The sequence below is a fragment of the Corallincola spongiicola genome, from assembly GCF_004284785.1.
Taxonomy (GTDB): domain Bacteria; phylum Pseudomonadota; class Gammaproteobacteria; order Enterobacterales; family Neiellaceae; genus Corallincola; species Corallincola holothuriorum.
Map to the genome: position 1 here is coordinate 130866 of NZ_SHLY01000003.1, position 13071 is coordinate 143936.

Below are 13071 nucleotides of genomic sequence, written 5' to 3' on the forward strand. Positions count from 1 at the left end.
ACAAAAAGCTGACATAGCTGCTTCTACTATTTTGATCTTCACTTTGGTTTTTTTATACCACTTCAGTATTACTATACGCAGCGCAGGGCAGGTAGTATTCCTGCCCATACTAAAACAAACAATATAATAATGAGGATCCTATGATGACCCTCTCCCCCATCTCCAGAGGGGTTGTACTCGGAGTGTCGTTAGGACTGGTTGCTTGCCAACCAGCCGAGCAAAAGGCACCCGAGTCATCTGCACAAACCAAAAAACAACAAGTGCAGCTTAAAGCCGACTTCAATAGAAGTCGGCTTTCTATTTATCAACCCGTGTCGCTGACCGCTGATCTATCTGCTTATTCTGAACAGCAAAAACAGATGCTTGCGCTTCTGATTGATGCCTCAGAAATTATGGATGATCTGTTTTGGCGCCAAGCATTTGGTGAGGACAAAACCACCTTTCTTCAAGCTATCGAAGATCCTGAAGTTCGCCATTTTGCCGCCATCAACTACGGTCCATGGGACAGGCTAAATGGTGACAAGCCGTTTTTGACCGGATATGACGACAAGCCTCTCGGTGCGGAGTTCTATCCCCATGATATGACAAAGGTCGAGTTTGAAGCGGCTAGCTTTGCAGATAAGGATGGACTCTATTCCGTCGTGGTTCGTGAAAGCGATGGTGGTTTTAAAGCGGTTGACTATGCCTCGCACTACCAAACTGAACTGACTCAAGCCGCCGATTTGCTGCGTCAGGCGTCAGCGCTTGCGAAAGACGGTGAGTTTGCCAATTACCTTAAGCTGCGAGCCGACGCGCTATTAAGCAACGATTATTATCCTTCCGACATGGCGTGGATGGATATGAAGAATAATCCGATTGATCTGGTTTTTGGGCCCATTGAGACTTATGAAGACCAGCTCTATGGCTATCGTGCGGCATTTGAATCTTATGTGCTGTTAAAGGATATGGCGTGGAGCGAGCGCTTAGCACGTTTTGCGCAGTTTTTGCCTGAGCTACAAACCGGTTTACCGGTAGATGCAGCATATAAAGCTGAAGTGCCTGGTTCCGATGCGGATCTTAATGCCTATGAGGTGATCTACTATGCCGGTCACTCCAATGCAGGCAGCAAGACCATCGCGATTAACTTGCCCAATGATGAACGGGTGCAGTTGGAAAAAGGTACGCGTCGTCTGCAGTTGAAGAACGCGATGCGGGCGAAGTTTGATCAGATCTTGTTGCCCATCGCTGATGTGCTGATTGCGCCAGACCAACGTCAACACATCACCTTTGATGCTTTCTTTGCCAACACCATGTTCCATGAAGTGGCCCATGGTTTAGGTATCAAGAATACCCTGAACGGCAATGGCACTGTACGGCATGCCTTGAAAGAACATGCCTCGCCATTGGAAGAGGGTAAAGCAGATATCTTGGGCCTGTATATGGTGCGAGAACTGTTTAATAAAGGTGAGATCACCGAAGGTGTGCTGGAAGATTATTACACCACCTTCCTCGCGGGTATTTTCCGTAGTGTGCGCTTTGGTGCCTCCAGTGCCCACGGTAAAGCCAATATGATGCGTTTTAACTACTTTGCCGAGCAAGGCGCGTTTAGCCGTGACAGCGAAGGGTTTTATCGAGTGAATTTCGACAAGTTCACCCAAGCCACTAACGATCTCTCCAAGTTGATCCTCACTCTGCAAGGTGACGGTGACTATGCGGGGGTTGATCAGTTGTTGGCTACGAAAGGGGTGATTGGCGAACAGTTAGCCGCTGACCTGGCTAGATTGGAAGCTGCAAAGATCCCAGTCGACGTAGAGTTCAAACAGGGCAAGCAGATCCTGGGTTTATAACTGCTGACTCTGAACTCGAGAAAACGGCACCTTCGGGTGCCGTTTTTTTATACCCACAACGCTACGCGGGGCACGCTGTGTACAGGATGTACGGTACACCCACTACGCTACGCGGGGTGAGCTTTGTCGCGGGTGCATGGCACCCAAGGCACTTCGTGGGGTGTGCTAATGCACAAGAGCGACGATGCCCACAACGCTGGGCGGAGTGAGCTTATTCGCCGCCCGCCAGTATCGCCTTCAAGGGGCGTTACTTGCAGCAGGTGTTGCTGGAATATCAATGGCATATTGTGTTGAATGTGCCACCGCTTGTCCTTTGATTAGCTGTAGTAACTCGGGTAAAAGCTCCAATCCTGCTGGGTTCGCCGGCAGCAAAACAGCCGGTATCGCCTGCCATCCTGCCGTTGTATGCTCGGCAAGGATATATCTGAAGGGCAGGTAAGGTTCGACTCCGAGCCTTAAATCAACAAATTTCAGCTGGCCGTTGGCTTCTTGTAGTTGGTAGAAGCCCTGAGTAAACCAATCCAGACGCTTAAGGTTGTCTAGCTGCGCGGCATCAGCCAGTTGGTGCCCATTGGGATAACTGACAAAGACCGGCGTTTTGGGGTTTAGCCAACTGTAATAGCCGATCATTGTATTGTCGTGGTGATTTGCGACGATACGCCAGCTCAAAATATTGAATGGTGTGGGCGAGAGGAAGGTGTTGGCTTCTATCCCTTGCCGTCTTAGTTCAGCAGTTGCTTCGCTTTTCGCTCCAAGCATCAGCACCACACTTAGCGCTAGATAGAGTTGACTGACCAGCAGTCCACCATAGGTAGGTCTCAGGGCTGATGAATCCTGTCTGCGCCTTAACAGCCAAAGGCTAACGCCGATGCCAATCAACAAGGGTAAGGTATATAGCGGATCGATGATAAAGATGGTTGACCAAGCGATCGGCGGTGAGGCTAACGGCCAAAACAGCTGGGTGCCGTAACTGGTGAAGCAGTCAAGCAGTGGATGAGTCACTAAGCACAACCAAGCCATCAAAGTGGCGCCCCAAAACCGCCATCGGTGTAGTTTGGCAATCAGCAGGCCTAGCACAGGTGAGAGCGCCGTCAGTACAAAGATCGAGTGGCTAAAACCACGGTGCTTAGTGACTTGGTCGACGGCGTCGGGGTAATGGATGAAGACATCCATATCGGGGAGTGTGCCTAAGCCCGCGCCCCAGACGAACGCGCGCCAGCCTAACTGTCGCCCCCCGATAGCACCGCCGACAGCGGCACCGAGTGCGGCTTGGGTAACTGAGTCCAAATTTGTACCTCGATAAATGGCAGATAATAGTAAAGGCTAATAATCTTTACTCTTTACTGCTGTTTTGCGTTATTCATTTCTAGTTGTGCCTCATAATCAAGTCAAACAGCTTGAATTAGCAAGGTATTACGACTAGCTGTAAGGGTTAGACCAGTGTTTTTTAAGGAGGTTTGATGGCTAGCATAATGATCGTTGAAGATAGCCAGTCTTTGGCGCTCGTCTATCAAAGCTACTTAAAGCAAGAGGGTTATCGCGTCAGCCATCATGCCAGTGGTAAGTCAGCCTTGGCTGCGCTCGATCGTCAGGTGCCCGACTTGATGTTGCTGGATCTAAAACTGCCGGACATGGATGGTCAGAGTATCCTCGAATTTGTCGCTGAACAGAAACTTAATGTCGCCGTGGTGGTGATCACAGCGCATGGCTCTCTGGAAAATGCGATCGAGGCGATGCGACTTGGGGCAAGAGATTTTCTGCTGAAACCTGTCTCAAAAGCGCGCCTGCTGGTGACAGTAGAGAACACCCTTCGTTTGTCTGAGCTCGGAGCCCTCGTTGAGTCACTACACCAAACTTTTGTTGTTGAAAGTTTCGAAGGCTTAATCGGAAAGTCACTGCCGATGCAGCAGATTTACCGGATCATTGAAAGTGCCGCAACCAGTAAGGCCACGGTATTTATCACTGGAGAAAGTGGTACAGGTAAAGAGCTGTGTGCCCAAGCACTGCATCAACGTAGTCCTCGGAGTAAAGCGCCTTTTGTCGCTATAAACTGTGCCGCTATCCCTCGAGAACTGATGGAAAGTGAGATCTTTGGTCACGTGAAAGGGGCGTTCACCGGTGCAGTTACACACCGAGAGGGCGCAGCTGAACAGGCGCAAGGTGGAACGCTGTTTCTTGACGAGCTGTGTGAGATGGATCTGGATCTGCAGAGCAAGCTGTTACGATTTTTACAAACGGGACAATTTTCTCGTGTGGGAAGTGGCAAGCTGCAGACCGCGGATGTTCGTATCGTGTGTGCGACTAATCGCGATCCTCTAACGGAAGTGGGTGCGGGGCGTTTTCGGGAAGACCTTTACTATCGGCTGCACGTTATTCCCTTGGTGTTACCGCCGTTGCGTGACCGCGGCGACGATGTTTTGCTGATAGCTGATGCTCTGTTGGCAAAAATCTGTGCGGAGGAGCAGCGCAGATTCAGTGGATTCAGTGCCGAAGTGCAAGTCTGGATGCGCCAATATCCCTGGCCGGGCAATGTCCGCGAGTTGGAAAACGTACTGCGAAATGTGGCGGTACTCCACGATGGTGATCTGGTTGAACTGTCAATGTTACCTGATATTCAAGCGCGTTCTGAGCGAGCCTTTGCTGAGCCTGAAATTGACATATCCCACCATCCCGTTAGTCGGCACGCACAGCCAGGAAGCGGAGATGGCTGGTTACCCAATTCGGTCGAGGCCGTTAACGCTTACGAGGTCTATGAGCGATGCTTGATTGAGCATGTGGTTGAGTTGCATCAGGGTAAAGTTGGTGAGGCGGCGAAGAAGCTAGGGCTTAATCCTTCGACGCTATACCGCAAAATTAAGCAATGGAAGGGGCAGGATGAACAACAGCTGCTTGTCTGAGGAGACATTGGAGAAACTATTAGCAGATACGGGCATCGCGCTTTGGCCGCAGCTGCGAACCTGTTTTATTGATGAAGCGCAATCCCGTGTAGAAGCGCTGTCGAATTGCTCAAATGACCGCCAATTGCTGTTACGTGAAAGCCATACGCTCTGCACTAGTGGCGCAACATTTGGGGCAATAGTGTTAAGTGAGTGTGCTGGTCGGATAGAGGGTTTGGCGCTTGCGGGTAGTCCGGAAGAGATCAATGAATTGATTGCCCAGCTCAAACGGCTTTGGCAACAAACCCAGTCTGAGTTATTAGCTTACCAGCCGAAGGAGCCGTAATGCAGATCGCAACCGCGTTTAGCACGCAACCTAATTCCCTTAAGGCGGTCGATGAAACGGTTGAACAGCTATCGGCGAGGCTCGATGCTAACCCTGACCTGATACTGATATACGTCACTAGCGATATGGACGTGAAGCTGGTGCAGAGCGAACTGCTTGCGCATTATCCGGATACACAACAGATGTTGTGCACATCATGTCAGGGGGCAATGACAGAGCTTGGCTACCACGGTGTTAGCGGCTATGGCTTGGTGGTATGGGCGTGTCAGGACGCCCATGGCAGCTTTGGTTGTGCTGTCGAGCCCTTCGTTGGCAATGTTGATGCGTCTGTAAAGGCTGCTTTGTATCAGGCGATGTTGGCTGCAGATCGCGTCGGTGAACTTCCTGCTCTGGTGTGGCTGCACGGTACACCGGGACAAGAGGAGCGGATACTGCACACTATTGAGGGGGTGTTTGGTCGTTCCACGCCGGTTATTGGTGGGAGCGCTGCCGATAACAAGGTGGCGCAGCAATGGCTGATAGGGGCCAATGGCACCCTGTGCGATGACGGCATCGCATTCACTCTGTTTTATCCCTCCTGTGAATTAGGCTTTAGCTTTCATTCTGGCTACCTACCAACGTCACTGAAAGCAACCGTAACCGCTGCCAGTAGTCGTCATCTGGAGCGGTTAGATGATCTGCCTGCTGCTCAGCTTTACAACCGTTGGACTGAGGGGCTGATCCAGTCTCATATCAAACGAGACGACAGTATTCTGGCCGCAACGACGCTCAGCCCTTTAGGCCGTTACGTTGGGCAGGTTAACGGTGTGCCCTATTACAAATTGGCGCACCCCGAACATGTTTCCGATCAGGGAGGGTTGAATCTTTTTGCCGAAGTTCAGGTAGGTGAAGAGATTGTTCTGATGCAAGGTACAACGGAGAGCCTGATTGGTCGGGCTGGCCGCGTGGCGCAGGAAGCAAAGGAGACGTTAGACGCAGAGCGGTACCGGATTATTGGTGGCTTAAATATCTATTGTGCCGGTTGTATGTTGACGGTGCAGCGCCAGATGCCTGATGTGGTTGCGTCTATTAATCAGGTATTAAAGGGTGCCCCATTTGCTGGCGCATTTACATTTGGCGAACAGGGCCAGTTTATTGGTGGGGAATTCGCTCATGGTAATTTGATGATCGCCAGTGTGCTATTCATGGAGGGCTAAGTGAACCAAGACGATAAGCTGGAGCAGGCTGAATCTTCCCATGAGTTAGCGCAGCAATTGGTTAGAGCCAGAAGTCAGGCGCATAAATTACAAGCGGAGAATGACGCTCTGTTGCAGGGGTTGCAGCGACTGTCTGCCGCCGCCGATCCGGCAAAACTTATTGACGCATTAATCGAGATGCTTAAGCCCTTCACGGCGTTAGAGCATGCACTTATCGTTGAGTTTGAGAGCGGTGAGTATGCGCCGCTGGTTGCCAGTAGTGAGGTACTGATGGCTGCGCGCTGGCCCGCAGCGACGTCATTTAGCCGGGCACTTTCCGGAGATACGTTACTGCTGTTTGATACCACCTTATTGCCTGAATGGCAGGCTTTGCCCGAACAGGTTCGGGGCATGGCACACAGTGCTATCATCACTTCCATTGCAGATAACCGACGTCAGGTGTTGTTGATCTGCCTCCACAGTCGGCCCCATGTTTTTGATCATGAAGCGCGTCGGTTAGTCTCCCGTTTTCGACCTTTCCTGTCGCAATTGATGATTAACTTGGGGTTCCGACATCATCTGGAAACCCTGGTAGAGCAGCGCACGCAAGCCCACAAAGAGAGTGAACTCCGATTCAAAGCGTTTGCCAGCAGTGCCAGTGACTGGTTTTGGGAAACCGATGATCGTCTGCGACTAACCTATTTAACTCAGCCAGATCGCATTGCTAAGCAGACTTCGGAGTTCGATCTTTTGAGTCGGCGCTGGCTGCGATTACGTAGCCCCAATGAGCAGAAACAGGGGCGCTGGCGTAGCTTGCTGAAACAGTTGTCTGCCAGATCGCCGTTTCAGAAGCTGCGCTTCGAAATAGAGCCTGTGCCAGGCAAACTGCGCTGGATTGAAGTCAGTGGCGAGCCTCGATTTGAAGCCGAATGTTTCATTGGCTATCGCGGTACCGCACGGGATATCACGGATATTAAGCGTAAGCAGTTAGCGCTTGAGCAAGCATGGCGAGACGCCGAGCAGGCAGCAGAAGCGAAAAGCGCATTCTTGGCGATGATGCAGCATGAGTTGATGACACCGATTAATGGCATTGTTGGTGGTTTGGAGTTATTGAGTAACGAGCCGATGACGCCATCGCAAAAAGAGCATCTCGCCATGACATCCCAATCATCAGCTTTGCTTGAATCTCTGTTAAGAGATCTACTAACGCTGAGTCAGGTGCGGGGTGATCTGAATGAGTCGATGGCGTTGCCAGCGTCCAACAGCGCTTCAATTCATACGGTCACGGCACTGACTACCCATGCATTGGAGCTTTGGCGTTCACAAGCGACGTCGAAGGGGCTGAAGTTAGACTGCGTTGTTGCCACTACGCTGGCGAATCTATCATTAGTGCAGGGCGATCTCATTGCTCAGGTGCTGTTTCACTTGCTAGGTAATGCGGTGAAATTTAGTGATTCAGGAACGATTCGGCTAGAGGTTTCTGCGGATGATAGCCATATTACTTTTGCGATCCTGGATCAGGGGCCGGGGTTTGACGAAAACGAATCATCACAGCTGTTTGGGCTATTTGAACAGCGCGACAACAGCCAGACCCGTACTCATCAAGGCAGTGGTTTGGGTTTGACATTAAGTCAGCGCATTGTTGAGTCGATGGCGGGCACAATTGGTATCGAGTCAAAGCAAAAGGCACAGCCGTGGAGTGCAAAGGTTTGGTTCAGCCTGCCGTTGGTGAGCGTGCCTGAAGATAACTACATACCGGAATTGGATACGGCTAATCAATCACTGCAAGTGCTGGTAGCTGAAGACAGCAAAAGCAATCAGATGGTGATGAAGTTGATGCTGCAGCAACTTGGGCACGATGTCAGCCTAGTTGATAATGGTGCGGAAGCCGTGCAGGCTGTCAGCAGCAGCCAGTTTGACCTGGTGCTGATGGACTTGCGGATGCCTGTCATGGATGGCCTAGAAGCCAGTCGTCGGATCCGTGAGTTAGCAACGCCTATGTGTGACGTGCCAATTTTTGCGCTAACTGCGAATAGCGGGCTGAAAGAAGCGCAACAATTTGCCGCGATTGGGGTCAATAAGGTGCTGGTAAAACCATTGCGGTCGGAGCAGCTTCAAGACAGTCTGAGTGACCTTCGCGGCTGAGCTGGGGCACCTTGGTGGGCTCGAGTTGGTTTGATGCCTGCGATCAGCCGCTGCAGTAAGGCTGTGTGGTCCACTAATTTTGCACCGCAATAGAAGCTGCTTCCTACCTGATCGACGCGGACAATACGCACATGGCATTGTTGTTGGTCACCAACCCCGAGGATCATGGCGTAGCATGTACCGACGATAAACATGTGGCGACTTTTGAAGCCAATACCGTCATTCGAGATATTTAGCAGGGTCGTGTGTTGCCAACCGCTCAGCAAATAACGCCAGCCCTTTGGTTTCAGTCGCAGCCTGAGTCTCTGTACACGCATCGAGACGCGTGGATGGACTCGACTATTATGTTCGTCAGGATGATATTTACTCATCAGCTTAGTGTACCTTATACAACTCATATTCGATGGTGGTTACCAGGCGCAGATCGACGTAAACCTCCATCATGTATATCCCCGTAGGATCGTCTTGTAGCGGTTTGAGCCACACGGCGCTGCTACCGATTGCTTCGACCATGCGACTAGCGACCTTATTGAACTCACCGCTACCATCCTGTCGAGGGATGAAATGGATAGTGCTTAAAGTAAAAGGGGTGGCGGAAGGCTTTTCAACAACCAGGCCGTAGAGTGTCTCAGGAGTAATGGCGAATCGGTTTTGTTCTAAAAATACCGGTTTGGTGCCAGGGCTTTCTGCCAGAACTTCTCCAAAACGTATCTTGGGTTGTTCATCGGCGATGGCGTATCCAATCAGCAGTGCGGATAGGCAAAGCAGGAGAATTAATCGCATTTTAGTGCTCCTTTCGACGTTTTAGACTGATCGCCAGAAATAGTAAGCCGAGGGCGCTTAAGGATAACGAACCCGTGACTGGCACGATGACGCGAGTGGCCTCAGGTGGGATGCCATCGCCACTGATTTCATAACTGAGTTTTTGCTGGATCGCATCGCCAAACTGTTCGAATCGATCGACCTGCATCAGGAAAGCATTCTCACCGCCGACCACCTCATCCATGTAGAAGTCGTTAACTGATTGGTAGGGGCTGATTACAATGCCGTTGATAGTATCGACTTTGGTCAGGGCATCGCCGCGGGCCTGTAGCGTATCTCTGCCACTATTTTCTATGCCGTCACCTGACACATCAATGATTTGGCGTGTGCCATTAAAGCCATTGTCTTCGAACTGCGCTACACCGAAGTCGATGGCGTCGCCAACCCCTGTCATGTGCCAAAAAGGGCGAGCTAGCTCGGCAAGAGACGCTGAAAAATCCAGTGCCGAAGTGACTGAATCGATCAGTGTCCAATCGGCCATCACGCTCTGTTGGTTTTGGCCGCTCCACATAACCAACTGCACCGCTACCTTACCGAGTTCACCCTGTAAAATTGATTGTTGCACTTGATCATTGCTAAATGCCTGAGCGTAGCCATCCCGTTGCAGTAGGTATTCCTGATGGTTGACGCTACCTGATATATCCATTAACAACTGCAGCTCTACATCGACATCTAATTCGACTATCTCTATGGCATGACTTTGCGCCGATAAAGCAATCCAACTGCTCAAAGTAAAACTGACACTCTTCATAAAGAAAGCGACTTTTCTTCTGTTTTGCATTCTTCCGCTCCTTAACCCGAATTTGGCAAGTAACGACCTGCCACGTCAGTTGATACGTTTTCAAAACCTGTGCCGAACTCGTTGAGAGAGAATTTACCTATTAATTATCAATTAGATAGATAGTTCTTGAGCGCTGGGGAAGTCGATTGGTTGAGGATTGCAAAATGCGAACAGTTGCATTTTGCAACTCTATCCTTGTTGCATTATGCGACTAGATGCCGCGATACATCAGCCGACAATTAGGGCTAACCTTTTGATAAAAATGAAGTAAATCCTTGTGGCATAACAATTGATTCAGTTGGATTAGTCGGACGGAGGAGTTTGCAATGGCTAATCTAAATAGCAATAAACGTCGCAGCCAGAGCGCTGCCAAATATGTGGTGTCACTTTCAGTAATTAGTTTAGTACTCGTATTCCTGGGGGGAACCTGGGCCTGTATGCGCTATCAACAGGTAAAGAAACAGGTCAATCAACTCAATACTAACTTTCAGCAGCTGCAGGGTGAGGTTGATGTGCTCCGAACCTTGGAGCCAGGTGCCCGCAGTGACAATCTGTTTTCCCATGCGGCTAGCAGCATGCGATTACAGCCCGGTTGGGTGGTGCGAGTGCACAAGAGCCCTGATTTCAGAAAGGCTGTACCTGAACTGGTCGGTTCAGATTTAGGTAGCTTTGTGATGGACGAATCGCGTTTCCATTTAGCGCGCCACCGCTATAACCAGATAGAACGCCCACCCGTGGGGGCGTATCAAATGAATGGTGTTTATCCCAGTCTACATAAAGGTCGTCACCAATTTGTGTTGTCATTCAATGTTAACCGTTTGTCGATGCAGCGCAGCAATGAGCCTAAAGTGGCCACACGTTGTTTTGCATCGTTACGCGTTAATGGCCGAGAGTTGTTTTCTGACAGCGTTAATCTCTATCAGGGGTTTCGTGATGAAGCCCTGCTAAATGGCGAGATCTCGCTGGAAAAAGGGATGCATCCTATCGCTGCGGTCATCTTTTGCGACATCTCAGCTTCACTGCGCGGTGAAGATGTTGAAGTGGTCTTCAAGAGTCGTGCCCCCGGTGACGCTACGGCACAGATCAATCGAAATTCAGTCTTTCATGTGGCAAGACCCCAGCATGAACTGGCTAGACTGATGCAGCTAATGGAGTCGCAGCGTGACGATTCTCTTGAAACAGAGTTGTCGCAGCATCGTGAGCCGAAGGAGCTGATTACACCTAGCATAACGCCTGCCTCAATTAACTCAGCATTGTAGGTAGGGGGCGGTATGGTCGAGCAGTTTCAGGCGTTCCGGATGGTTATTTGGCTTTTACTGATCGTGGTGGGGGCTGCCATTTTCCTCTGAGCTTTGCTTAAACACACTTTTCATCTCCACCCGAAGCAAGGACGCGTTGCCGACAAAGAGGGCCCAGATGGGCCCTCTTTTATTTTAATTCCGAATGCTAGGCATTAGTTTTGTGATCTAATTTATTGGTTAATAAATTAATTGTTATATTGTGAATGAAAATTCATTTTTTATGTAATATGTCGAGATTCTATTTACTTTGGATATGATGTAAGGCTTTTACATTATAAAAATTATGTTTTATTTGTTTTTCATTATTTCTTGACAAAAAAATATTAGTCACTAATATCTCCACAGCTTATCCATTCATCAATTTAGAGGAGTACTTGAAATGACAGAGGTTACCTATATCAGCCATTAACTATGGTCTTTCAAGTACTTGTGCTTGCAAGGCCTTTGTTGGGGACTTGCAAGCCAGGAAGCATAAACACTAGCCCTGGCCATACGCCGGGGCTTTTAGTATCTGGCAGTCTCCCAAAGAATAATATATTCGCGATTTATATTGCGAAGGGGATTTTTATGCCTGTTAAAATAGAATTAAATAGCGGCGAAAAAAATAAAGATATGCCAGTGAAGATATTCACTGATGACATAGACCATGCTGCTATTAATCAATTAAAAAATATAGCTAAGTTGCCTATTATTCATCGTCATATAGCGGCGATGCCAGATGTGCATATGGGGATCGGTGCTACTGTTGGCGCGGTTATTCCGACCCATAAAGCGATTATTCCTGCCGCTGTGGGTGTGGATATCGGCTGTGGTATGAATGCGCTGCGGCTGTCGCTTAAGGCATCACAGTTACCGGATAACTTAAAGCCGGTACGTGAAGCGATTGAGCGCGCCGTGCCGGTGGGTGCCGCCTGCCATAAGCAGGTGTCAGTGCGCAGCCAGGCATGTGCGGGGCTACAAGCTGGCATTGACCAGTTGTTTGAGCGCCATCCGACGCTGCTGAAAATGCTGAAAAACCCACAACAAACATGGGCGACTCAGATGGGGACGTTGGGCTCGGGTAACCACTTTGTTGAGCTGTGTGTCGATGACAGTGGCGATGTTTGGGTCATGCTGCACTCTGGCAGTCGTGGGATCGGTAATGCCATTGGCCGCTACTTTATCCAGCAAGCCAAGCGAGATATGGAGGGGCATATGCATCACCTACCAGACAAAGACCTGGCTTACTTTAGTGAGGGCAGCGATCATTTTGCTGCGTATGTGGGGGCGGTGGATTGGGCGCAGGAGTATGCGCGTATCAATCGTCAGGAGATGATGGCGTTGGTGCTGCGAGCGATTGCACCTTTGCTGCCAAGGTTTGAAATAACCCAGGAAGCGATTAACTGTCATCATAACTACGTGCAGCAGGAGCATCATTTTGGTGCCGATGTATTTGTGACCCGCAAGGGCGCGATATCAGCCCGTGCCGGTGAGCTGGGCATTATTCCTGGCTCGATGGGAACTCGTTCTTACATTGTTCGCGGTAAGGGCAGTGCGGAAAGCTTTTGCTCATGCTCCCACGGAGCGGGGAGAAAGATGAGTCGTGCCAAAGCCAAGCAACGCTTTAGTCGTGCAGATCTGGAGCAGCAAACCCGCGGCGTTGAGTGCCGCAAGGACAAAGGGGTGATCGATGAGATCCCCGGCGCCTATAAGGATATTGACCAAGTGATGGCACACCAAAGCGATTTGGTGGAGGTGGTACATACCTTGAAGCAATTGGTTTGTGTGAAGGGGTAACAGAGCCCGCCGTGTTGGCAACG

The 13071-nt window shown here is 50.1% G+C and carries 10 protein-coding genes; 7 read left to right on the forward strand and 3 right to left on the reverse strand.

All coding sequences use genetic code 11. From position 1 onward, the window contains the following. Positions 1-143 precede the first annotated feature (143 nt). Positions 144-1826, forward strand: coding sequence for a dipeptidyl-peptidase 3 family protein (locus tag EXY25_RS10945; protein WP_130566972.1), 1683 nt, complete (start codon positions 144-146; stop codon positions 1824-1826). A 237-nt stretch (positions 1827-2063) separates the two neighbouring features. Here EXY25_RS10945 and EXY25_RS10950 read toward each other — a convergent pair whose 3' ends face one another. Beyond that, positions 2064-3113, reverse strand: coding sequence for a metal-dependent hydrolase (locus tag EXY25_RS10950; protein ID WP_130566805.1), 1050 nt, complete (start codon positions 3111-3113; stop codon positions 2064-2066). A gap of 173 nt (positions 3114-3286) precedes the next feature. Between EXY25_RS10950 and EXY25_RS10955 the strand changes: the two genes are divergently transcribed. The 4 genes from EXY25_RS10955 to EXY25_RS10970 are packed head-to-tail and all read left to right on the forward strand — an operon-like array spanning position 3287 to position 8368. Next, the gene (locus EXY25_RS10955; protein ID WP_130566806.1) at positions 3287-4723 is read left to right on the forward strand and encodes a sigma-54-dependent transcriptional regulator; all 1437 of its coding nucleotides are present in this window, start codon (positions 3287-3289) and stop codon (positions 4721-4723) included. Continuing rightward, positions 4701-5048: an Hpt domain-containing protein gene (locus EXY25_RS10960; protein ID WP_130566807.1), complete on the forward strand. Its 348-nt coding sequence runs from the start codon at positions 4701-4703 to the stop codon at positions 5046-5048. The genes EXY25_RS10955 and EXY25_RS10960 overlap by 23 nt, the downstream gene beginning before the upstream one ends. After that, complete coding sequence (locus tag EXY25_RS10965; RefSeq protein WP_130566808.1) at positions 5048-6244, forward strand: FIST signal transduction protein; 1197 nt, start codon at positions 5048-5050, stop codon at positions 6242-6244. Before EXY25_RS10960 ends, EXY25_RS10965 begins: the two co-directional genes overlap by 1 nt. Beyond that, positions 6245-8368 (forward strand): PAS domain-containing sensor histidine kinase, encoded by a 2124-nt coding sequence (locus EXY25_RS10970; RefSeq protein WP_130566809.1) that lies wholly within the window; start codon positions 6245-6247, stop codon positions 8366-8368. Positions 8369-8743: 375 nt separating this feature from the next. On the opposite strand, the gene EXY25_RS10980 is transcribed toward EXY25_RS10970, so the two are convergent. Beyond that, positions 8744-9151 carry a hypothetical protein gene (locus EXY25_RS10980; RefSeq protein WP_130566811.1) on the reverse strand — a complete coding sequence of 136 codons (408 nt, stop codon included), beginning with the start codon at positions 9149-9151 and terminating at the stop codon, positions 8744-8746. Between the two features lies 1 nt (position 9152). Next, positions 9153-9971: a DUF1194 domain-containing protein gene (locus EXY25_RS10985; protein ID WP_130566812.1), complete on the reverse strand. Its 819-nt coding sequence runs from the start codon at positions 9969-9971 to the stop codon at positions 9153-9155. A gap of 326 nt (positions 9972-10297) precedes the next feature. Between EXY25_RS10985 and EXY25_RS10990 the strand changes: the two genes are divergently transcribed. Next, entirely contained in the window at positions 10298-11230 is a 933-nt protein-coding gene (locus EXY25_RS10990) for a hypothetical protein (RefSeq protein WP_130566813.1), read from the forward strand. A 609-nt stretch (positions 11231-11839) separates the two neighbouring features. Further along, positions 11840-13048, forward strand: coding sequence for an RtcB family protein (locus EXY25_RS10995; RefSeq protein WP_130566814.1), 1209 nt, complete (start codon positions 11840-11842; stop codon positions 13046-13048). Positions 13049-13071: the final 23 nt, after the last annotated feature.

Coding starts and splice junctions, on each gene's coding strand:
- EXY25_RS10945 (WP_130566972.1), top strand. CDS start 144: ATGACCCTCTCCCCCATCTCCAGAGGGGTTGTACTCGGAGTGTCGTTA.
- EXY25_RS10955 (WP_130566806.1), top strand. CDS start 3,287: ATGGCTAGCATAATGATCGTTGAAGATAGCCAGTCTTTGGCGCTCGTC.
- EXY25_RS10960 (WP_130566807.1), top strand. CDS start 4,701: ATGAACAACAGCTGCTTGTCTGAGGAGACATTGGAGAAACTATTAGCA.
- EXY25_RS10965 (WP_130566808.1), top strand. CDS start 5,048: ATGCAGATCGCAACCGCGTTTAGCACGCAACCTAATTCCCTTAAGGCG.
- EXY25_RS10980 (WP_130566811.1), bottom strand. CDS start 9,151: ATGCGATTAATTCTCCTGCTTTGCCTATCCGCACTGCTGATTGGATAC.
- EXY25_RS10985 (WP_130566812.1), bottom strand. CDS start 9,971: ATGCAAAACAGAAGAAAAGTCGCTTTCTTTATGAAGAGTGTCAGTTTT.
- EXY25_RS10990 (WP_130566813.1), top strand. CDS start 10,298: ATGGCTAATCTAAATAGCAATAAACGTCGCAGCCAGAGCGCTGCCAAA.
- EXY25_RS10995 (WP_130566814.1), top strand. CDS start 11,840: ATGCCTGTTAAAATAGAATTAAATAGCGGCGAAAAAAATAAAGATATG.